At 57.5% G+C, this 22,516-nt stretch carries 19 protein-coding genes; 12 read left to right on the forward strand and 7 right to left on the reverse strand.

Annotation, left to right across the window (positions count from 1 at the left end):
* Positions 1-30 precede the first annotated feature (30 nt).
* Both panS and ACOI7D_RS21980 read left to right on the forward strand, forming a co-directional pair.
* Positions 31-960, forward strand: a complete 930-nt coding sequence (panS, locus tag ACOI7D_RS21975; protein ID WP_023291615.1) for a ketopantoate/pantoate/pantothenate transporter PanS — start codon at positions 31-33, stop codon at positions 958-960.
* A gap of 116 nt (positions 961-1,076) precedes the next feature.
* Entirely contained in the window at positions 1,077-1,349 is a 273-nt protein-coding gene (locus tag ACOI7D_RS21980) for a DUF3811 domain-containing protein (RefSeq protein WP_004177859.1), read from the forward strand.
* Here ACOI7D_RS21980 and rluF read toward each other — a convergent pair.
* Positions 1,346-2,221: a 23S rRNA pseudouridine(2604) synthase RluF gene (gene rluF / locus ACOI7D_RS21985; RefSeq protein ID WP_044525123.1), complete on the reverse strand. Its 876-nt coding sequence runs from the start codon at positions 2,219-2,221 to the stop codon at positions 1,346-1,348. The genes ACOI7D_RS21980 and rluF overlap by 4 nt on opposite strands.
* A 349-nt stretch (positions 2,222-2,570) precedes the next feature.
* Between rluF and ACOI7D_RS21990 the strand changes: the two genes are divergently transcribed.
* The 8 genes from ACOI7D_RS21990 (at position 2,571) to ACOI7D_RS22025 (ending at position 9,112) form a co-directional block, all read left to right on the forward strand.
* Positions 2,571-3,518, forward strand: a complete 948-nt coding sequence (locus ACOI7D_RS21990) for a sugar-binding transcriptional regulator (RefSeq protein ID WP_002884616.1) — start codon at positions 2,571-2,573, stop codon at positions 3,516-3,518.
* 70 nt (positions 3,519-3,588) lie between these two features.
* Entirely contained in the window at positions 3,589-4,392 is an 804-nt protein-coding gene (locus ACOI7D_RS21995) for an SDR family oxidoreductase (RefSeq protein ID WP_044525122.1), read from the forward strand.
* 9 nt (positions 4,393-4,401) lie between these two features.
* Positions 4,402-4,809 (forward strand): mannose/fructose/sorbose PTS transporter subunit IIA, encoded by a 408-nt coding sequence (locus ACOI7D_RS22000; RefSeq protein ID WP_072413974.1) that lies wholly within the window; start codon positions 4,402-4,404, stop codon positions 4,807-4,809.
* A complete protein-coding gene (locus tag ACOI7D_RS22005; protein ID WP_109546753.1) occupies positions 4,809-5,303 on the forward strand; it encodes a mannose/fructose/sorbose PTS transporter subunit IIB in 495 nt (164 codons plus the stop codon). The genes ACOI7D_RS22000 and ACOI7D_RS22005 overlap by 1 nt, the downstream gene beginning before the upstream one ends.
* 65 nt (positions 5,304-5,368) lie before the next feature.
* Positions 5,369-6,169, forward strand: coding sequence for a PTS mannose/fructose/sorbose transporter subunit IIC (locus ACOI7D_RS22010; protein WP_002884608.1), 801 nt, complete (start codon positions 5,369-5,371; stop codon positions 6,167-6,169).
* A gap of 11 nt (positions 6,170-6,180) precedes the next feature.
* A complete protein-coding gene (locus ACOI7D_RS22015) occupies positions 6,181-7,005 on the forward strand; it encodes a PTS system mannose/fructose/sorbose family transporter subunit IID (protein ID WP_002884590.1) in 825 nt (274 codons plus the stop codon).
* 72 nt (positions 7,006-7,077) lie between these two features.
* Positions 7,078-8,310: an L-sorbose 1-phosphate reductase gene (gene sorE, locus ACOI7D_RS22020; RefSeq protein ID WP_048296423.1), complete on the forward strand. Its 1,233-nt coding sequence runs from the start codon at positions 7,078-7,080 to the stop codon at positions 8,308-8,310.
* Positions 8,303-9,112, forward strand: a complete 810-nt coding sequence (locus ACOI7D_RS22025; RefSeq protein ID WP_044525118.1) for a shikimate 5-dehydrogenase — start codon at positions 8,303-8,305, stop codon at positions 9,110-9,112. The genes sorE and ACOI7D_RS22025 overlap by 8 nt, the downstream gene beginning before the upstream one ends.
* Before the next feature lie 87 nt (positions 9,113-9,199).
* Here ACOI7D_RS22025 and ACOI7D_RS22030 read toward each other — a convergent pair whose 3' ends face one another.
* A complete protein-coding gene (locus ACOI7D_RS22030) occupies positions 9,200-10,831 on the reverse strand; it encodes a Na/Pi cotransporter family protein (protein ID WP_004206824.1) in 1,632 nt (543 codons plus the stop codon).
* Between the two features lie 129 nt (positions 10,832-10,960).
* Positions 10,961-14,644 (reverse strand): methionine synthase, encoded by a 3,684-nt coding sequence (gene metH / locus ACOI7D_RS22035; RefSeq protein WP_109546754.1) that lies wholly within the window; start codon positions 14,642-14,644, stop codon positions 10,961-10,963.
* 194 nt (positions 14,645-14,838) lie between these two features.
* Between metH and iclR the strand changes: the two genes are divergently transcribed.
* Positions 14,839-15,669, forward strand: coding sequence for a glyoxylate bypass operon transcriptional repressor IclR (iclR, locus tag ACOI7D_RS22040; RefSeq protein WP_004206826.1), 831 nt, complete (start codon positions 14,839-14,841; stop codon positions 15,667-15,669).
* A 50-nt stretch (positions 15,670-15,719) separates the two neighbouring features.
* Here iclR and aceK read toward each other — a convergent pair whose 3' ends face one another.
* The 4 genes from aceK to metA form a co-directional block, all read right to left on the reverse strand.
* Complete coding sequence (gene aceK / locus ACOI7D_RS22045; RefSeq protein ID WP_023291610.1) at positions 15,720-17,504, reverse strand: bifunctional isocitrate dehydrogenase kinase/phosphatase; 1,785 nt, start codon at positions 17,502-17,504, stop codon at positions 15,720-15,722.
* A 102-nt stretch (positions 17,505-17,606) separates the two neighbouring features.
* Positions 17,607-18,911 carry an isocitrate lyase gene (gene aceA / locus ACOI7D_RS22050; RefSeq protein ID WP_004206828.1) on the reverse strand — a complete coding sequence of 435 codons (1,305 nt, stop codon included), beginning with the start codon at positions 18,909-18,911 and terminating at the stop codon, positions 17,607-17,609.
* 80 nt (positions 18,912-18,991) lie between these two features.
* Positions 18,992-20,593, reverse strand: a complete 1,602-nt coding sequence (gene aceB / locus ACOI7D_RS22055; protein WP_048296420.1) for a malate synthase A — start codon at positions 20,591-20,593, stop codon at positions 18,992-18,994.
* 260 nt (positions 20,594-20,853) lie between these two features.
* Complete coding sequence (metA, locus tag ACOI7D_RS22060) at positions 20,854-21,783, reverse strand: homoserine O-acetyltransferase MetA (protein ID WP_004206830.1); 930 nt, start codon at positions 21,781-21,783, stop codon at positions 20,854-20,856.
* A 156-nt stretch (positions 21,784-21,939) separates the two neighbouring features.
* Between metA and ACOI7D_RS22065 the strand changes: the two genes are divergently transcribed.
* Complete coding sequence (locus ACOI7D_RS22065) at positions 21,940-22,401, forward strand: acetyltransferase (RefSeq protein WP_060591288.1); 462 nt, start codon at positions 21,940-21,942, stop codon at positions 22,399-22,401.
* The last annotated feature ends 115 nt before the right edge of the window (positions 22,402-22,516 follow it).

Here is a 22,516-nt window from a genome sequence, read left to right on the forward strand (position 1 = left end):
GGCCGGTTTGCGTATCGCAAGGAACACAACATGCTCGCAACTCTGACGCGGCTGTTCCCGTTATGGGCACTGCTGCTCTCCGTTCTGGCCTATTACACCCCCACCACCTTCACCCCGATCGGCCCGTGGGTTACCACCCTGCTGATGCTGATTATGTTCGGTATGGGGGTACATCTGAAGCTGGCGGATTTCAAACGCGTCCTGTCGCGTCCGGCGCCGGTCGCCGCAGGGATATTTCTGCACTATCTGGTGATGCCGCTCGCCGCCTGGCTGCTGGCGCTGCTGTTTCATATGCCGCCGGAGCTCTCCGCCGGGATGGTGCTGGTGGGCAGCGTCGCCAGCGGGACGGCCTCCAACGTGATGATCTTTCTGGCCAAAGGGGATGTGGCCCTGTCGGTGACCATCTCCTCGGTCTCCACCCTGGTCGGCGTCATCGCGACGCCGCTGCTGACCCGTCTGTACGTCGACGCGCACATTCAGGTCGACGTCATGGGGATGTTGCTGAGCATTCTGCAGATTGTGGTCATTCCCATCGCCCTGGGGCTGATTGTCCATCATCTGCTGCCGAAGGTGGTGAAAGCGGTGGAGCCGTTCCTGCCCGCTTTCTCGATGGTGTGCATTTTGGCGATCATCAGCGCGGTGGTGGCGGGTTCCGCGGCCCATATCGCGTCCGTCGGCCTGGTGGTGATTATCGCAGTGATCCTGCATAACACCATTGGCCTGCTCGGCGGCTACTGGGGCGGACGTCTGTTTGGTTTTGATGAATCCACCTGCCGTACGCTGGCGATCGAGGTGGGGATGCAGAACTCCGGCCTGGCGGCCGCGCTGGGTAAAATTTACTTCGGCCCGCTGGCGGCGCTGCCGGGAGCCCTGTTCTCCGTCTGGCATAACCTGTCCGGTTCGCTGCTGGCCGGATACTGGTCAGGGAAGCCCATCGCCAAAAAAACCAGCAAGCGCTGAGCGTGACACGTCCGGGCGCCGGCCCGGACGTGTGCCTGCTTTAGTTGCCATACAGGCTATCAGTAAAATATTCATTGCCGTACACTGGGTGCTCTGGTCTGACTGAGGGCACCACCATGGCACTCCCCCGTATTACACAAAAAGAGATGACCGAGCGCGAACAGCGCGAATTGAAAACGCTGCTTGACCGCGCGCGCATTGCGCACGGCCGCCCGCTGAGCAATGCGGAAACGAACAGCGTAAAAAAGGAATATATCGATAAGCTGATGGCCCAGCGTGAAGCGGAAGCGAAGAAAGCCCGCCAGGTGAAAAAACAGCAGGCTTATAAGACGGATAAGGAAGCGACCTTTTCCTGGTCGGCGAATACGCCGACCCGAGGCAGGCGTTAACGCCCTTTCTTTTTACGTCCCGGCTGGGTGAAACGTTTGCCGTTGCCAGTCGGGCGGCCCTTATCGTTGCTATTTTCCATCTTCACCACCGGGCGCTTGATGCCGGGGGTCGCCGCTTTGGCCTTCGGCTTAGCTTTCGGCTTCGCTTCGGAAGAAGAGTTTTCAATCAGCTTGAACAGATCGATCAGCTCGTCATCGGTCAGATCGCGCCACTCACCCAGCGGGATCCCCGTCAGGCTGACGTTCATAATCCGCGTACGCTCAAGCTTCGTCACTTCATAGCCAAAGTGCTCGCACATGCGACGGATCTGGCGATTCAGCCCCTGCACCAGAGTGATGCGGAAAACGAACGGCGCTTCTTTCTTTACCTTACATTTTTTGGTCACGGTCCCGAGAATCGGTACCCCCGCGCCCATGCCGCGAATGAACTCATCGGTCACCGGCTTATCGACCGTAACCAGATACTCTTTTTCATGGTCGTTGCCGGCGCGCAGGATCTTATTCACCAGGTCGCCGTGATTGGTGAGGAAGATCAGCCCCTGGGAGTCTTTATCCAGACGGCCGATAGGGAAGATACGCTTGCTGTGGTTGACGAAATCGACAATGTTGTCGCGCTCGCCGTCTTCCGTGGTGCTCACAATGCCGACCGGCTTATTCAGCGCAATCAGCACCAGATCATCCGCTTCGCGCGGCTCAATCAACCGTCCATTAACTTTGACCAGGTCGCCAGGCTTCACCTGATCGCCAATCGTGGCGCGCTTGCCATTGATAAAGACGTTGCCTTGTTCAATAAAGCGGTCCGCTTCGCGACGCGAGCAGATGCCGCTTTCACTGATGTATTTGTTTAATCGGGTTGATGAGTCGGGCAGCATAGATTCTCCTGTAAAAGCGAAATATACCCTACCTTGCGGGCGAGAAAAAAGATGTGCCTTTGCGCCCTCCGGCGCAAGGTGTGATCGACTACGCCTTTTTTCACAAAAGTGTCTCGCTCAACGCCTGGCAACTTTGCACGCTGAAATATCACAGAATCAGCGATTTAGCGTGCAATGCACAAAGGTGCCAACAACCAGCTATTGATAACGCAAATGTGCAAGATTATTCGCCAGATTAGGGTGATGAAATAAAAGAAAATCGCTTTAAACGGTGGCTCTAATAGGGTTATATCAGATCAACAGCACAAACCCGCGATTTGCACAAATGTGCAGGAGCCTGCAGATGACCATGGAAAACAGCGATGATATCCGGTTGATTGTCAAAATCGCCCAGCTCTATTACGAGCAGGATATGACTCAGGCGCAAATTGCTCGCGAGCTGGGGATCTATCGCACCACCATCAGTCGCCTGCTGAAGCGCGGCCGCGAGCAGGGCATTGTTACCATCGCCATCAACTATGACTACAATGAAAACCTGTGGCTCGAGCAACAGCTCAAGCAAAAATTTGGCCTGAAAGAGGCGGTGGTTGCCAGTAGCGATGGGCTGCTGGAAGAAGAACAGCTGAGTGCGATGGGCCAGCATGGCGCCCTGCTTGTCGACCGATTGCTGGAGCCAGGCGATATCATCGGTTTTTCATGGGGCCGCGCCGTGCGTTCGCTGGTGGAGAACCTGCCGCAGGCCAGCCAGTCACGCCAGGTGATCTGTGTCCCCATCATCGGTGGTCCTTCCGGTAAACTGGAGAGCCGCTACCATGTGAACACTTTAACCTACGGCGCGGCAGCCAGGCTGAAAGCGGAATCCCACCTTGCCGATTTTCCAGCCCTGCTGGATAACCCGCTGATCCGCAACGGCATCATGCAGTCCCAGCATTTTAAAACCATCTCATCCTACTGGGACAGCCTGGATGTGGCGCTGGTGGGTATTGGTTCACCGGCCATTCGCGACGGCGCAAACTGGCATGCCTTCTACGGCAGCGAAGAGAGCGACGATCTCAACGCCCGCCACGTCGCCGGGGATATCTGCTCGCGTTTCTACGATATTAACGGCGGGTTAGTCGATACCAATATGAGCGAAAAAACCCTGTCGATCGAAATGGCGAAGCTGCGCCAGGCTCGCTATTCCATCGGCATCGCCATGGGTGAAGAGAAATACTCTGGCATTCTTGGCGCATTGCACGGACGCTATATTAATTGTCTGGTGACAAACAGAGAAACGGCTGAGTTATTACTGAAATAACACACAGGATATGATTTCACGCAGCACCCGCTGCGGGGGATCCCTTTATCTAAAGAAATGGGAGTAAATAATGAATACATGGTTAAATTTAAAAGATAACGTCATTATCGTGACCGGCGGCGCCTCGGGAATTGGGCTGGCCATTGTCGATGAATTATTATCACAAGGTGCTCACGTACAGATGATTGATATTCATGGCGGCGATCGTCATCACAACGGCGATAATTATCACTTCTGGCCGACGGATATTTCCAGCGCGACAGAGGTGCAACAGACTATCGATGCCATTATTCAGCGATGGTCGCGTATTGATGGTTTGGTCAATAACGCCGGCGTGAATTTCCCGCGTTTATTAGTCGACGAAAAAGCACCGGCCGGCCGCTATGAATTAAACGAAGCCGCTTTTGAAAAAATGGTCAATATCAACCAGAAAGGGGTGTTTTTCATGTCGCAGGCGGTGGCGCGTCAAATGATCAAACAGCGCGCCGGTGTGATTGTCAATGTCTCTTCGGAGAGCGGCCTGGAAGGCTCTGAAGGTCAAAGCTGCTACGCCGCGACCAAGGCCGCGCTCAACAGCTTTACCCGCTCCTGGTCCAAAGAATTGGGTAAATATGGGATCCGCGTGGTCGGCGTTGCGCCGGGGATCCTCGAAAAAACCGGCCTGCGGACACCGGAATATGAAGAGGCGCTGGCCTGGACGCGCAATATCACCGTCGAGCAACTTCGCGAGGGATATACCAAAAACGCCATTCCCATCGGGCGGGCAGGAAAGCTCTCGGAAGTGGCTGATTTTGTTTGCTATCTCTTGTCAGCGCGCGCCAGCTACATCACCGGAGTCACCACTAACATTGCCGGCGGAAAAACGCGCGGTTAAGGAGGCAGTATGGTTCACGCTATCTTCTGCGCCCACGGCCAGCTGGCCGGGGCCATGCTTGATTCGGTACGCATGGTGTACGGCGAGGTTAACGTCAGCGCCGTCGCGTTTGTCCCCGGCGAAAACGCGGCGGATATCGCCATTAACCTGGAAAAGTTAGTAAGCGCCCACACCGATGGGGAGTGGGTAATCGCGGTAGATTTGCAGTGCGGAAGCCCATGGAATGCCGCAGCCGGGCTGGCAATGCGTCACCCGCAGATCCGGGTGATTAGCGGCCTGTCGCTACCGCTGGCGCTCGAGCTGGTGGATAACCAGCATACCCTGAGCGCCGATGACTTATGCCAGCATCTGCAGGCCATCGCCAGTCAGTGCTGTGTGGTCTGGCAGCAGCCAGAAACCGTTGAGGAGGAGTTCTGATGCAAATTACCCTCGCCCGTATTGATGACCGACTGATTCATGGCCAGGTTACCACCGTGTGGTCAAAAGTCGCCAACGCCCAGCGGATAATTATCTGCAATGACGATGTATTTAACGATGAGGTTCGCCGGACCCTGTTGCGCCAGGCGGCTCCGCCAGGCATGAAGGTAAACGTTGTCAGTCTGGAAAAAGCGGTTGCGGTCTATCATAACCCGCAATATCAGGACGAGACCGTCTTTTATTTATTTACCAATCCACACGATGTTTTAATGATGGTGCGCCAGGGCGTGCAGATCGCCACGTTAAATATTGGTGGCATGGCCTGGCGACCCGGGAAAAAACAGCTAACCAAAGCCGTTTCTTTGGATCAGCAGGATATTCAGGCATTCCGTGAACTCGATAAACTGGGCGTAAAACTCGATTTACGCGTGGTCGCATCAGATCCGTCAGTCAATATTCTCGACAAAATTAACGAAACAGCTTTCTGCGAATAAAAAATAGCGCCTGTTGTGATATGCCGTAGCAGGCAGGATGACTCACACCTTAAAGGTCATAAATTATGGAAATTAGTACCCTACAGATAATAGCCATATTTATTTTTTCCTGTATTGCCGGAATGGGCAGCGTGCTGGATGAATTTCAGACCCATCGGCCCCTTATCGCCTGTACCGTGATTGGCCTCATCCTGGGTGATTTAAAAACCGGGGTTATGCTCGGCGGTACGCTGGAGCTGATCGCCCTCGGCTGGATGAACGTGGGGGCAGCGCAGTCGCCAGATTCGGCGCTGGCCAGCATTATCTCCGCCATTCTGGTGATTGTGGGCCACCAGAGCATTGCCACCGGTATCGCCATTGCTCTGCCGGTGGCCGCCGCCGGGCAGGTGCTGACCGTTTTCGCCCGTACCATTACCGTGGTGTTCCAGCACGCCGCGGACAAAGCGGCCGAGGAGGCGCGCTTTCGCACAATCGACCTGCTGCATGTCTCCGCACTGGGGGTGCAGGCACTGCGCGTGGCAATCCCGGCGCTGGTGGTCTCGCTGTTCGTTAGCGCGGATATGGTCAGCAGTATGCTCAGCGCGATCCCGGAATTCGTCACCCGCGGCCTGCAGATTGCCGGTGGTTTCATTGTCGTCGTGGGCTACGCGATGGTGCTGCGAATGATGGGTGTGAAGTACCTGATGCCCTTCTTTTTCCTCGGTTTTCTCGCCGGGGGTTATCTCGACTTCAGTCTGCTGGCCTTCGGCGGCGTGGGCGTCATCATCGCGCTGATCTACATCCAGCTCAATCCACAGTGGCGTAAGGCTGAACCCGCCGCCTCCACTGCCCCCTCTGCCCCCGCCCTTGACCAGCTTGACGACTAATGGAGCCGAAAATGGAACAGAAAAAAATCACGCAAGGCGACCTGGTGAGCATGTTTCTCCGCTCCAACCTCCAGCAGGCCTCCTTTAACTTCGAACGTATTCATGGCCTGGGATTTTGCTACGACATGATCCCGGCGATCAAACGCCTGTATCCGCTCAAAGCCGATCAGGTCGCGGCGCTGAAGCGTCATCTGGTGTTCTTTAATACCACGCCGGCGGTGTGTGGCCCGGTGATCGGCGTCACCGCCGCCATGGAGGAGGCCCGGGCTAACGGCGCGGCCATTGACGATGGCGCTATCAACGGCATCAAAGTGGGTCTGATGGGCCCGCTGGCCGGCGTCGGCGACCCGCTGGTCTGGGGCACGCTGCGGCCGATTACCGCGGCCCTTGGCGCCTCGCTGGCCCTCTCCGGCAATATTCTGGGACCTTTGTTATTTTTCTTTATTTTCAATGCAGTGCGGCTGGCAATGAAGTGGTACGGCCTGCAACTGGGCTTCCGTAAAGGGGTCAATATCGTCAGCGATATGGGCGGTAACCTGCTGCAGAAGCTGACCGAAGGCGCCTCCATTCTCGGCCTGTTTGTCATGGGGGTGCTGGTGACCAAATGGACCACCATCAATGTGCCGCTGGTGGTGTCCCAAACGCCCGGTGCAGACGGCGCCACCGTCACGATGACCGTCCAGAACATCCTCGATCAGCTCTGCCCCGGCCTGCTGGCGCTGGGCCTGACGCTACTGATGGTGCGTCTGCTGAACAAGAAAGTGAATCCGGTCTGGCTGATTTTCGCCCTTTTCGGCTTAGGCATTATCGGCAACGCCCTCGGCTTTCTGTCCTGATTATTCCGCCCCGGCGATGCCGGGGTGACGTCAACAACATAGCCCCGAAAGATGAAGGGGATGAGGTGGTTTATGCAAACAACAACGGCTCTGCGCCTGTATGGCAAACGTGACCTGCGCCTGGAAACCTTTACCCTCCCGGCGATGCAGGACGATGAGATCCTCGCCCGGGTGGTCACTGACAGCCTGTGCCTTTCTTCATGGAAAGAGGCCAATCAGGGTGCCGATCATAAAAAGGTGCCTGATGATGTGGCCACCAGGCCTATTATTATCGGCCATGAATTCTGCGGCGAAATCCTTGCCGTCGGTAAAAAGTGGCAGCATAAGTTTCAGCCGGGGCAGCGCTACGTGATCCAGGCCAACCTGCAGTTGCCCGACCGACCCGACTGCCCCGGCTACTCATTCCCATGGATCGGTGGCGAAGCCACGCATGTGGTGATCCCCAATGAGGTGATGGCGCAGGATTGCCTGCTCACCTGGGAGGGGGATACCTGGTTTGAAGGATCGCTGGTGGAGCCGCTCTCCTGCGTCATTGGCGCCTTCAACGCCAACTATCATCTGCAGGAGGGGAGTTACAACCACGTGATGGGGATCCGTCCTCAGGGACGCACCCTGATCCTGGGCGGGACGGGGCCGATGGGGCTGCTGGCCATCGACTATGCGCTGCACGGCCCCATCAATCCTTCACTACTGGTAGTGACCGATACCAATAAGCCGAAGCTCAGCTACGCCCGCCGTCATTACCCCTCTGAGCCGCAGACGCTGATCCACTACCTCGACGGCCATGAGGCCAGTCGCGATACGCTGCTGGCGCTCAGCGGCGGCCATGGCTTCGACGATATCTTCGTGTTTGTGCCAAACGAACAGCTGATCACCCTGGCCTCCTCGTTGCTGGCCCCGGACGGCTGCCTGAATTTCTTTGCTGGCCCCCAGGATAAGCAATTCAGCGCCCCGATCAACTTCTACGACGTGCACTACGCCTTTACCCACTACGTCGGCACCTCCGGCGGTAATACTGACGATATGCGCGCCGCGGTGGCGCTGATGCAGGCGAAAAAGGTCCAGACGGCGAAAGTGGTCACCCATATTCTCGGCCTGAACGCTGCGGGCGAAACCACCCTCGATCTGCCTGCCATCGGCGGGGGAAAAAAGCTGGTGTATACCGGAAAAGCCTTCCCGCTCACGCCGCTGGGCGAGATCGCCGATCCCGAACTGGCAGCGATTGTGGCGCGTCACCATGGGATCTGGTCCCAGGAGGCTGAAGCGTATCTGCTGGCCCACGCGGAGGATATTATGCATGATTAACCGCGATACGCTGTTGTGCATCTCCCTGGCGGGTCGCCCCGGCAACTTCGGCACCCGCTTTCATAACTATCTGTATGACAAGCTGGGGTTGAACTACCTCTACAAAGCCTTTACGACTAAGGATATTGAGGCGGCGGTAAAAGGGGTTCGCGCATTGGGCATCCGCGGCTGTGCGGTCTCCATGCCGTTTAAAGAGAGCTGCATACCGTTTCTTGACGCTATCGATCCGTCGGCAAAAGTCATCGACTCCGTCAACACCATCGTCAATGACGACGGGAAGTTAACCGGGCTGAACACCGATTACATCGCGGTCAAAAGCCTGATCGCCAGCCATCGGCTCGATACCAACGCCAGAGTGATGATTCAGGGTAGCGGCGGCATGGGGAAAGCCGTCATTGCCGCCTTCCGTGATGCCGGTTTCCGTGACGTGATCATTGCGGCCCGCAATCGCCAGCGCGGCCTGGCGCTGGCAAAACAGTATGGCTTTCAGTGGCAGCCCCTGCCGGAAGGGATCGCAGCCGAGATTCTGGTCAATGTCACACCGCTGGGCATGGCGGGGGGAGCGGAAAGCAACACGCTGGCGTTCAGCGAGGCCATGGTGGCCCAGGCCAGCGTCGTGTTTGACGTGGTCGCGTTGCCGGCGGAAACCCCGCTGATACGCCTGGCGCAACAACGGGGTAAGCAAACCATCAGCGGTGCGGAAGTCATTGCCCTGCAAGCCGTTGAGCAGTTCGCCCTTTATACCGGCGTACGACCGGATAACGTGCTGGTGGCAGAGGCCTCGGCGTTTGCCAGAAGCTAGGATGTCCCTCCCGGGAAGGCGTCAGCCACGTCCCGGGAGGGCTACCTCGCCAGAAAAGAAGCGACATAGACGGAAAAATAATCCGTCTCAGTAGTCATCCCTTTCGTCGTCTTCATCCGGCTGCTCCATCACGCTGTAAGCCACCGAGCAGAACAGGCTGTTCAGACGCTTCATATCCCCCAGCAGCGCCAGGTGCAACGTACTGGTTTCGATACTCTGCACGTTCTGCTGATGCAGACGGTCAACGTGCGCATGCGAGTAGCGGCGGTTAAGAATGCGGAACCGGTGTTTACTGCGCCGCAGGCGACGGGCGCTGGGCACATCGCTGGAGAAGAAGACCGACATCGCCAGCTGCAGGTTGCTGAGCAACAGATCGTACAGGGCGTCCAGCTCCTTTAACCCTTCCACCGAGAAGGCGCGCCGCGCCGCCAGCGATTTATCAGCGATCTCGCTGCCCATCCGCTCGACGATATCGGAGGCCTGCTCGAGGTTTAACGACATCTCAATAATTTCCGCCCAGCGCCGGGACTCCTCTTCCGCCAGCTCATCCTTTGGCATTCGCGCCAGATAGAGCTTAATGGCGGTGTAGAGCACGTTGATATCGTCCGCCATGCGGCGTAGCTCTTTCTCCTGACGCGGTTCGCCATGCATCACCTTATGCAGGCTCTCCAGCATTTGCTCCATCGCGTCACCAATGCGCAGCGTCTCGCGCGCGGCATTGGCCAGCGCCAGCGCCGGGGTGTCCAGCGCCGACGGGTCGAGATGCTTGGGTTTGAGATGGTTATCCAGCTCGGGTTCATCGCGGATCATGCGCTGGCACAGCTTCGCCATCGGTCCGGCAAAAGGCACCATCGCGATGCAGCGCAGCAGGTTGTAAAAAACGTGGAAGTAGATAACCAGCTCGGACTCGGCCAACGGTAGCTTATGCATCGCCGCGGCCAGCGGATGGACGAACGGCAGAATGATCAGGCTCCCCACCAGCTTAAACAACAGGCTGCCCAGCGCCACCCGGCGCGCCGCCGCGTTCGCCGCGCTGTTGTTGAGCATCGCCAACAGCCCCGATCCCAGGTTGGCGCCAATCACCAGGCACAGCGCCACCGGGAAAGAGATCGCTCCTGCCGCGGTCAGCGTCGCCGTCAGCAGCACCGCCGCCAGGCTGGAGTAGCTGATGATCGCGAATACGGCGCCAATCAAGGCATCCAGCATAATATCCCCGGTCAGCGAGGCAAAAATCACCTGCACGCCGTTGGCCTGGGTAATGGGGTGGACGGCCTGCACAATCAGCTCCAGGGCCAACAGGATCAGCCCAAGGCCAATCCCCACTCGCCCCAGCTGCCCGGCGCGGGTCTGCTTGCGGCCGAGGAAGAAAATCACCCCGATAAATATCAACAACGGCGACAGCCACGACAGGTCGAAGGTCAGCACCCTCGCCATCAGCGCCGTACCGACGTCGGCCCCTAGCACCATCACCAGCGCCGGCGTGAGGCCCACTAAATCCTGGGCGACAAACGAGGTCACCAGCATGGTGGTGGCATTGCTGCTTTGCACCAGCGCAGTCACGCCAAGACCCGCACAGAAGGCGAGCGGCTTTTTCTCTACGCTGCTACTGAGAACGGTACGCAGGCGAGCGCCATAGACGCGCATCACCCCGGTACGCACGATATGCGTGCCCCACACCAGCAGAGCGACCGCGGACAACAGGTGTAGCAGAGTTAACACGGAATCAGCTTCTCCTTATCGTTATAGGTGTTCCGACGTTCTGGAACCTATCTCAGTATAAGGGGTTAACCTCAATAAAGAGACAAGGCGCTCACAGAGCGCCTTGTTTGTTGTAAGGAAAGATGACGACTAGTCCGCATCATATCCCAGATTAGGGGCTAACCAGCGCTCGACTTCCGCCGGGGTCATCCCTTTACGCAGCGCGTAGTCTTCGACCTGGTCGCGCTGGATCTGCGCCACGGCGAAGTATTTGCTGTCCGGATGGCTGAAGTACCAGCCGGAAACCGATGCCCCCGGCCACATGGCGAACGATTCGGTGAGCTTCATGCCGGTATGGGCTTCGACGTCCAGCAGCTGCCAGATGGTGCCTTTTTCGGTGTGCTCCGGACAGGCCGGATACCCCGGCGCCGGACGGATCCCCTGGTAATTCTCGCGAATAAGCTCCTCATTGCTGAGGTTCTCATTGGCCGCATACCCCCAGTAGACCTTGCGCACTTTCTCGTGCAGATACTCGGCGAAGGCTTCCGCCAGACGATCGGCGATGGCCTTGATCATGATCTTGTTATAGTCATCATGCTGCGCTTCATAGGCTTCCGCCAGCGCGTCCTCTTCCAGGCCGCCGGTGACGGCGAAAGCGCCGATGTAGTCCGCTTTGCCGCTCAGCTTCGGCGCCACAAAGTCGGCGAGGCAGTAGTTGGCGAAGCCGACCTTCTCCGTCTGCTGGCGCAGGTGATGGCTCACCGTCAGCACGTGGGTGCGGGTTTCATCGCGATAGATTTCAATATCGTCGCCCACGCGGTTGGCCGGGAACAGGCCCACCACGCCGCGCGGGTTGAGGGTTTTCTCTGCGCTCAGCTTATCCAGCAGCTCGTTAGCGTCTTTGAACAGGCGCTGCGCCTCTTCCCCAACCACGTCATCTTCCAGAATGCGCGGATATTTGCCCGCCAGCGACCAGGTCATAAAGAACGGCGTCCAGTCGATGTAGTTGCGTAGCGTCTCGATACTGGCTTCCACCTCCTGAATCCCCAGGCGATGGGCCACCGGCGGAGTGTAGCTCTCCCAGTCAAAGGCCAGATCGTTTTCCCGTGCGGCGGCCAGGGTCACCGGCGGGGTGCGCGGTTTTTTACGCCCATGCTGGATACGCACGGTTTCATACTCTTTGCGCGTACGGGCGACAAACTCATCGCGCTGCGTGTCCGAGAGCAGCGCAGCCACCACCCCGACGGTGCGCGAAGCGTTCTGTACGTAAACGGTCGGGCCGCTGTAGTTCTGCTCGATTTTCACCGCCGTATGCGCTTTAGAGGTGGTCGCGCCGCCGATCAGCAGCGGGATGGTAAAGCCCTGGCGCTCCATCTCTTTCGCCACGTTAACCATTTCGTCGAGCGACGGGGTAATCAACCCGGAAAGGCCGATGAGATCCGCGTTCACCTCTTTGGCGGTTTTGAGAATTTTATCCGCCGGGACCATCACGCCAAGATCGATTATTTCGTAGTTATTGCACTGCAGCACCACGCCGACGATGTTTTTGCCGATGTCATGAACGTCGCCTTTTACCGTGGCAATCACCATTTTGCCGTTACTGGAGCCCTGCTCTTTACTGGCTTCAATAAACGGCTCCAGGTAGGCCACCGCCTGTTTCATGACGCGGGCGGATTTCACCACCTGCGGCAGGAACATTTTGCCTTCGCCGAACAGATCGCCGACCACGTTCATGCCGTCCATCAGCGGCCCTTCGATCACCTCAATCGGGCGAGCGGCCTGCTGACGCGCTTCTTCGGTGTCCTGTTCAATAAATTCGGTAATGCCCTTCACCAGCGAATATTCGAGGCGTTTTTTCACCTCCCAGCTGCGCCATTCCGCCTGCTGGGCATTGGCGCCGTCGTCAACTTTACTGCCGCGATATTTTTCCGCCAGCTCGAGCAATCTTTCGGTGCTGTCATCGCGGCGGTTGAGGATCACATCTTCAACCGCGTCACGCAACTCGGCGGGAAGGTCGTCGTAAATCGCCAGCTGGCCGGCGTTGACGATGCCCATATCCATGCCGTTACGGATCGCGTAGTAGAGGAATACCGCGTGGATCGCCTCACGTACCGGGTCATTGCCGCGGAAAGAGAAGGAGACGTTGGAGACGCCGCCGGAGATCAGCGCGTGCGGCAGCTCGCGTTTGATGTCTTCGCAGGCGCCGATAAAGTCCTGGGCATAGTTATTGTGTTCTTCGATACCGGTCGCCACCGCGAAGATATTCGGGTCAAAGATAATATCTTCTGGCGGGAAGCCGACCTCTTCGGTGAGGATTTTGTAGGCGCGACGGCAAATCTCAATTTTACGTTCGCGGGTATCAGCCTGGCCCACTTCGTCAAAGGCCATCACCACCACCGCGGCGCCGTAGCGGCGAACCAGTTTCGCATGGTGGATAAAGGGTTCGACGCCCTCTTTCATCGAAATCGAGTTAACGATGCCTTTGCCCTGAATGCATTTCAGGCCCTTTTCGATGACCTCCCATTTGGAGGAGTCGATCATGATCGGCACGCGGGCAATGTCCGGCTCGCCGGCAATCAGGTTGAGGAAGCGCACCATCGCCGCTTCGGCGTCGAGCATCCCCTCGTCCATGTTGATATCGATGATCTGCGCGCCGCTTTCCACCTGCTGACGCGCGACGTCCAGCGCTTCGCTGTACTTCTCTTCTTTGATTAAGCGTTTAAATTTCGCCGAGCCGGTAACGTTGGTACGTTCGCCGACGTTAACGAACAGGCTGTCATCGCCGATATTCAGCGGCTCCAGGCCGGAAAGACGGCAGGCGACGGGGATCTCCGGCAGCTGGCGCGGCGGCAGGCCGGCCACCGCGCGGCTCATGGCGGCGATATGTTCCGGCGTGGTGCCGCAGCAGCCGCCGACGATATTGAGGAAACCGGCTTCCGCCCATTCGCGGATCTGCGCCGCCATGGTATCGGCATCCAGATCGTATTCGCCGAAGGCATTGGGCAGGCCAGCGTTCGGGTGGGCGGTAACGTAGCACTCAGCGATACGCGACAGCTCCTGGACGTACTGGCGCAGTTCGTCCGGCCCGAGGGCGCAGTTCAGACCAAACGATAAGGCTTCGGCGTGACGCAGCGAGTTATAGAAAGCTTCGGTGGTCTGCCCGGAAAGCGTGCGGCCGGAGGCATCGGTAATGGTCCCGGAGATCATCAGCGGCAGGTCAACGCCCAGCGCCTCCAGCTCCTCTTTCACCGCATAGATGGCCGCTTTGGCGTTCAGGGTGTCAAATACCGTTTCAATCAGGATCAGATCCACGCCGCCTTCCACCAGCGCTCGGGTGGATTCGCGATACGCAGCCACCAGCTGGTCAAAGGTAATATTGCGGAACGCCGGATCGTTCACATCAGGCGAAATAGAGGCGGTGCGGTTGGTTGGGCCAAGCACGCCCGCGACGTAGCGCGGTTTTTCCGGCGTGCGGGCCGTCCAGGCGTCGGCGCTGGCGCGGGCCAGCTTCGCCGCCGCAAAGTTGATCTCTGCCGACAGGGATTCCATCTGGTAATCCGCCATCGCAATGGTCGTCGAGTTAAAGGTGTTGGTCTCAATGATATCCGCGCCGGCCTCGAAGTAGGCGTCGTGGATCTCGCGGATCACCTCGGGCTTGCTGAGCACCAGCAGGTCGTTGTTGCCTTTCAGGTCGCACGGCCAGTCAGCAAAGCGCTCACCGCGAAAGTCCTGCTCACTCAGACGGTAGCCCTGGATTATGGTGCCCATGCCCCCATCCAGAACCAGAATACGTTCTTTTAACTGCTGATGCAGTTGCTCAACTTTGCTGCTCACACTTGCTCCCGACAACGCTCAACACAGGCCAAATAGCCAACAAACCATACTGGCATAAACCACCGGAGCGGAAAAGACAACAACGGGCAATATGAGACATGTTCAGCTTCACTCCTCCGATGAGTCCGGTTGTGATTGCATTATCGCCAAATAAAACGAAAATCATTTCCACGATACAGAAAAAGGAGTCCGCGATGGCCACTACCCCCGTTCCCGCGAAACGCGGCAGAAAACCCGCGGCTGCCACCGCCCAGCAGGCTGGCGGTCAGGTTCAGTCGCTGACCCGCGGCCTGAAATTGCTCGAATGGATTGCCGAGTCCCACAGCAGCGTCGCGCTGACCGAGCTGGCGCAGCAGGCGGGTCTGCCCAACTCAACCACTCACCGTCTGCTGACCACCATGCAGCAGCTGGGTTTCGTTCGCCAGGTCGGCGAGCTGGGCCACTGGGCCGTCGGCGCGCATGCCTTCGTGGTCGGCAGCAGCTTTCTGCAAAGCCGCAATCTGCTGGCGATTGTCCACCCGATCCTGCGCCAGCTGATGGAGGATTCCGGTGAAACGGTGAATCTGGCGGTGCTTGACCAGAGCGACCACCAGGCGATCATTATCGACCAGGTGCAGTGCACCCAGCTGATGCGTATGTCGGCGCCAATCGGCGGAAAACTGCCGATGCACGCCTCCGGCGCCGGGAAGGCGTTCCTCTCGCAGCTGAGCGAAGAGCAGGTGACCAGCCTGCTGCACCGTAAAGGGCTGCATGCCTATACGCATGCCACGCTGGTCTCGCCGCTGCATCTGAAGGAAGATTTAGCGCAGACCCGCAAGCGGGGCTACTCGTTCGATGACGAGGAGCACGCGCTCGGCCTGCGCTGCGTCGCCGCCTGCATTTATGATGAACACCGCGAACCGTTCGCGGCAATCTCCATCTCCGGTCCCATCTCACGCATGACCGATGATCGGGTGACCGAGCTGGGCGCGCTGGTCATTAAGGCCGCGAAAGAGGTCACGCTGGCATACGGCGGGGTTAAATAAAAAAATGCCCCGCAGGGGCATTTTAAGTAGGCCTGATAAGCGTAGCGCCATCAGGCAGATCGGCGCACCTTGCCGGATGGCGGCGTAAACGCCTTATCCGGCCTACTGTCGGCGCCATAGCGCACGCTAAAACGCTGCTTACGCCGGTAAGCATAGACATCTTCCACATGACCGTTTTTAATCCGCGTCTGCAGTTCGCGCCAGTAGTCGGCACGCAGCAGGTCGGCATGCATCTCCTCAAACAGCGGCCCAATGCGCGGGTCGGCGCACAGCCAGTGGCGGAACTCCTCCGGGAACACATCCCCCGGCGAGACGCTGTACCACGGCTCGCTGGCCAGCTCATCCTCGGGATAGCGCGGCGGCGGGATCTGGCGGAAATTCACCTCCGTCATATAGCAGATTTCATCATAGTCGTAGAACACCACCCGGCCGTGGCGGGTGACGCCGAAGTTTTTAAACAGCATATCGCCGGGAAAGATGTTGGCGGCGGCCAGCTGGCGGATAGCATTCCCATACTCTTCTACCGCATCGCGCAGCGCCTGGCCGTTAACCTGCTCCAGCCACAGGTTGAGCGGCACCATTCGCCGTTCAATATACAGATGACTGATGACAATCCGGTCGCCGAGGTCGGTCAGTTTGTTCCCCGCTTCCGCCTGCAGCAGCGCCAGCAGCGCTGGCGCGATTTGTCGTTTCTCCAGCACGAAATTTTCAAACTCTTGCGTGTCCGCCATCCGCCCGACGCGGTCATGCTCCTTTACCAGCTGATAGCAGGCGCGCACGTGGGCGGCGGTCATCTCCTTCTGCGGCGCGAAGCGGTCTTTGATCACCTTGAACACCCGGTCAAACCCCGGCAGGGTAAACACCAGCATCACCATCCCGCGAATGCCCGGCGCCTCGATAAACTGCTCATCGCAGCGAGCGATGTAGTGCAGATATTCGCGATAGCTTTCGGTTTTGGCGTGCTTCTGGCAGCCAATCGCCATATACAGCTCGGCCGTGGTTTTACCCGGCAGGATCTCGCGCAGCCATTCCACCAGAGCGCCGGGCAGGGGCGCATAAACCATAAAATAGGAACGCGCGAAGCCAAAAACGATACTCGCTTCGGCATGGGTGGTCAGGCAGGTATCGACAAACAGCTCGCCCTCGTCGCTGCGATGGATCGGCAGCAAGAAGGGCAGCGTGGTCATCGGCATCACCAGTTTGCCCACCAGCCAGGCGGCTTTGTTGCGATAGAACAGCTCATTGGCGACCTGTAGATGACAGGTGGCGAGCGGTTCCTCCCCCAGCGCCTCCTGCAGACTGGCAATGATATAGCCGATATCCCGCGCTTTATTTTGCCACGGCAGCCGCAGCGGCAGATCGGACAGCACTTTACCCAGCAGGTGCGACCAGCCGCGCTCTGGATAGAAATCTTTCGCCAGCGGGCGCGGAAGGGTGCGAAAAGGACGCTCGGGCTGCGAGCTGAAAATAAAGAGCCGCTCGGGGGTCAGCGAGCGGTGGTCAAACAGGCGGCAGTAGACCGAATTGAAAAAGCTCTCGGCAATTTCAAAACGAGGGTAATCCGGCAGCAAACGGGTGTAGTGGGCTTTCACCCGCAGCAAAAAGTCGGCATCCGTGCTTTTTCCCTCCGTGATGCAGCGCAGCTGCTCCACCACCAGACCCACATGGTGGTCATAGAGATGGATCCGCTGTTTCATCGCCTGCTGCACCGCATGCCAGTCGGCCTGTTCAAAGCGCTGCTGCGCGCCGGAAGTCACTTCGAGAAAACGCCCATACTGAGCGTCAAATCCCTGCAATATCGTTTGGGCAATCAGTAATTCCAGACCACGCGTCATCGAACTCCCCCATCCGGTACCACGTCAGGCCGGATGGCGCGCTCGCTTATCCGGTCTGGATCCCTTCACAGGCCCGGTGAGCGTCGTGCCACCGGGCATGGCTCAAAACTGATCTTCTTCGGTCGAGCCGGTCAGCGCCGTCACCGACGAGGCGCCGCCCTGGATAATGGTAGTGACCTTGTCGAAGTAGCCGGTGCCCACCTCCTGCTGATGCGAGACGAAGGTATAGCCTTCCGGCCCGGCGGCGAATTCCGGCTGCTGCACTTTTTCAACATAGTGGCGCATCCCCTCACCCTGAGCGTAGGCATGGGCGAGGTCGAACATGTTGAACCACATGCTGTGGATCCCGGCGAGGGTAATAAACTGGTATTTGTACCCCATGTCCGACAGCTGCTGCTGGAAGCTGGCGATGGTTTTATCATCGAGATTTTTCTTCCAGTTAAACGACGGCGAGCAGTTATAGGCCAGCAGTTTGCCCGGGAAACGCGCATGAATGGCTTCGGCAAAGCGACGCGCCTGCTCGAGATCCGGTTTCGACGTTTCACACCACACCAGGTCCGCATACGGCGCGTAAGCCAGCCCGCGGCTGATCGCCTGCTCGATCCCGGCATGGGTGCGGAAGAACCCTTCGCTGGTGCGATCTCCGGTAATAAACTCACGATCGTACGGATCGCAGTCAGAGGTAATTAAATCGGCAGCGTCAGCATCGGTACGGGCGATCACCAGCGTCGGGACCCCCATCACGTCGGCAGCCAGACGCGCCGCCACCAGTTTCTGTATCGCCTCCTGGGTTGGAACCAGCACTTTACCGCCCATATGACCGCACTTCTTCACCGACGCCAGCTGATCTTCGAAGTGAACAGCCGCTGCACCGGCTTCAATCATCGATTTCATCAGCTCAAAGGCGTTCAGGACGCCGCCGAAACCGGCCTCCGCATCCGCCACGATCGGCAGGAAGTAGTCGATAAAGCGCGGATCGTTCGGCTCAATCCCGGCTGACCACTGGATCTGATCGGCGCGGCGGAAGGTATTGTTGATCCGATCCACCACCGCCGGTACCGAGTTGGCCGGGTACAGCGACTGATCCGGGTACATGCTGGACGCCAGGTTAGCATCCGCCGCCACCTGCCAGCCGGAGAGATAAATGGCTTCGATGCCGGCCTTCGCCTGCTGCAAGGCCTGGCCGCCGGTCAGCGCGCCAAGGCTGTTGATGTACCCTTTCTTCGCCTCACCGTGCAGCAGACGCCACATTTTCGCTGCGCCAAGCTGCGCCAGCGTGCATTCCGGGTTCACCGAGCCGCGTAATTTCACCACCTCTTCCGCGCTGTACGGGCGGGTAATCCCTTCCCAGCGCGGGTTCGTCCACTCTTTGTTTAATTCTTCGATTTGTTGGGTACGGGTTTTCATGTGCAGATGCTCCATATTATTTCCTGGCTCCCCAGGCGTCATTGGTGAAGGACTAAATGGCGAACAACACCATCTGGCGATTAGGCCAGCAGGCGGTAGCCCGGTAATGTCAGAAAATCAATCAGTTCGTCGGAGGTGGTGATCTGCTCCATCAGCCGCGCCGCATCGTCAAAGCGGCCATGGCTGAAGCGGTGCTCTCCCAGCTCCTCCTGAATCACCATCAGCTCTTCCGCCAGCCACTGGCGGAACAGCGCTTTCGTGACCGGCGTGCCGTCGTTCAGGGTTTTCTGATGATGGATCCACTGCCAGATAGAGGTGCGCGAGATCTCGGCCGTCGCGGCGTCTTCCATCAGGCCATAAATCGGTACACAGCCGTTGCCGGAGATCCAGGCTTCGATGTACTGCACCGCCACGCGGATGTTGGCGCGCATCCCGGCTTCCGTGCGCTCGCCCTCGCAGGGGGCCAGCAGCTGTTCGGCGGTAATTGGCGCGTCCTCGCTACGGGTCACCGAGAGCTGATTCGGCTTGTCGCCGAGCACGCGGTTAAACACCGCCATGGCGGTATCCGCCAGTCCAGGATGGGCGATCCAGGTGCCATCGTGACCGTTGTTCGCCTCCAGCTCTTTGTCGGCGGTGACTTTATTCAGCACCTGACGGTTACGCTCGGCCTCTTTACTCGGGATAAAGGCCGCCATTCCACCCATCGCAAACGCCCCGCGTTTGTGGCAGGTCTTAATCAACAGCCGTGAGTAGGCGCTGAGGAAGGGTTTATCCATCGTCACCACCTGGCGGTCCGGCAGTACGCGGTCAGGATGGTTTTTCAGCGTCTTGATATAGCTAAAGATATAGTCCCAGCGGCCGCAGTTCAGGCCGACAATATGATCGCGCAGCGCATGCAGGATCTCATCCATCTGGAACACCGCCGGCAGTGTTTCAATCAGCAGCGTGGCCTTGATGGTGCCGCGCGGCAGGTCAAAGCGATCTTCAGTAAAGCTGAAGACATCGTTCCACCATGCCGCCTCCTGCCAGGCCTGGGTTTTTGGCAGATAGAAGTAGGGACCACTTCCTTTCGCCAGCAGCGCCTGGTAGTTATGAAAGAAATAGAGCGCAAAATCGAAAAGACTGCCGGGAATGGCCTCATTACGCCAGGTCACATGCTTTTCCGGCAGGTGCAGGCCGCGCACACGGCATACCAGCACAGCGGGATTGGGCTGCAGTTGGTAGATTTTGCCAGCCTCATTGGTGTAGCTGATGGTCCCGTTCACGGCATCGCGTAGGTTGATTTGGCCATCAATGACTTTACGCCAGTCCGGCGCCAGCGAATCCTCAAAGTCCGCCATAAAGACTTTTACGTTAGCATTCAGCGCGTTAATGACCATCTTGCGCTCGACGGGGCCGGTAATTTCAACGCGGCGATCCTGCAAATCCGCCGGGATACCGCGAATGGTCCAGTCGCCATTTCTAATGGAAGCAGTTTCCGAAATAAAATCCGGCAGCTGCCCATCGTCAATGGCCTGCTGCTGCTGCAGACGCGCGGCCAGCAGTTTATTGCGCGCCGGCGTAAAGCGGCTCACCAGTTCCGTCAGGAATTCTACCGCCTCAGGCGTTAAGATCTGCTTCTCCTGCTCGCCATAGTGCTGACTAAAGGCCAGTTCATCGGTGATTGTCGCCTGCTGCGTCATTGTGCTGCTCCTCTTGGTTGATCCGCTGGAAGCGAGCGAAAGATCGTTGTGCAGTTTTCGCTCAGCACAATTAAGACTACTCAATTAATTTTCAAAATCAAAAACAATTTCCATTTTAATTTTAAAATGAGATTAACATATTGATAACAATGAAATTAAAGTTATCATCAGCCATGAGGTGAATTTCGGAAATAAAAAAGGCACCCGAAGGTGCCAGAGGCAAAGTGCTGAAACGCTTTAGGATCGTTTCGTGCGGAGTATTACTCCAGCGTTGGATTCATATGACGCAGATCGTATGGTGTAATCTGGTAGACGTAATAGTTCAGCCAGTTAGCGAACAGCAGATTACCGTGGCTCCGCCAGGTGGCGCGCGGTTTGTTCTGCGGGTCGTTTTGCGGAAAATAGTTGTGGGGAACCTCAGGGTTCAAACCGGCTTCCACATCGCGGAAATATTCACTTGCCAGGGTATTGGCATCGTACTCGGGGTGGCCGGTGACAAAGGCTATACGCTTATCTTTACTGGCGAACAGATACGCATCGCCCTCTTCCGTCTCCGCGAGGATCTCGAGATCGGTATAATCCCGGATAAGCCCTGCAGGAAAGTCAGCATAGCGTGAGTGTGGGGCCAGGAAAGAGTCGTCGAAACCGCGGGTCAGTAAAGCGTGTGGATGAAGAATATGGTGTTCATAAACGCCAGAAATCTTTTCGGCGCGGGTCTGCTTGGGAATGCCGTACAGAATATTCAGCGCGGCCTGAACCGCCCAACAGACGAACAGCGTCGAAGTGACGTGATCCTTGGCCCACTCCAGCACCTGTTTGATCTGCGGCCAGTAAGCGACATCATTAAATTCAACCAGGCCTAAGGGAGCGCCGGTGACGATCAGGCCGTCGAAGTTCTGATCGCAGATCTCATCGAAATTGCAGTAAAAGTTATTCAGATGCTCCGCCGGCGTATTACGTGACTCACGCGCATCGATACGTAATAGCTGGATGTCCACCTGTAGCGGAGAGTTCGACAGCAGACGCAGGAACTGATTCTCCGTCTCGATTTTCTTCGGCATTAGGTTGAGGATTAACACCTTCAGGGGGCGGATTTCCTGAGTTGTTGCACGCGTTGTCGTCATCACAAAGACGTTTTCATTGCGCAAGAAATTGACGGCTGGTAGCTCGTCCTGCACCCGAATTGGCATAACTCTATTACCTCATAGCATACGTATAAACGTTTAGACATCCAGATAGCTGAAGATAACCAGGAATCGGGTGAATGTCGAGTCTGCATGTTCACGGTGAGAAAATTTCACGGCGCGCATTGAGTTAGAATATAAGAATGAAGAAAAGGAGAAAATATGGTTATTAGCATCCGCCGTTCCCGGCCTGATGAAGGGGATAAACTGATTGCGATCTGGTGTCGGTCAGTCGACGCCACGCACGATTTTCTGTCAAAAGCGTATCGGAGAGAGCTGGAGGAGCTGGTACGTGCCTTTATACCGGAGGCTCCGCTGTGGGTGGCGGTTAACACGGAGGACCAGCCGATCGCCTTTATGCTGCTGACCGGAGATCATATGGATGCGCTGTTCGTCGATCCTGATGTCCGCGGCTGCGGTGTGGGGAGATTGCTGATCGCGCATGCGCTGTCGTTAACGCCAACACTGACGACCAACGTAAATGAGCAGAATGAACAAGCGGTCGGGTTTTATCAGAGAATGGGTTTCAAAGTGACAGGTCGCTCTGAAACGGACGATCTGGGTCAACCGTATCCGTTATTGAATTTGATACATGAGCAGCAGGCTGAAGCAGACTACGATTGACGTCGGTAACTTTGCGGCATTGATGTCCCCTCGGCCAGCAGGTGGCCGAGGATCCGTAGCCCCGGTAAGCGCAGCGCCAGCGGGGAAATATACCCCACACAGCAAAAAACCCCGC

This window comes from Klebsiella sp. C360, from assembly GCF_048822415.1.
GTDB classification, from domain to species: Bacteria; Pseudomonadota; Gammaproteobacteria; order Enterobacterales; family Enterobacteriaceae; genus Klebsiella; species Klebsiella quasipneumoniae.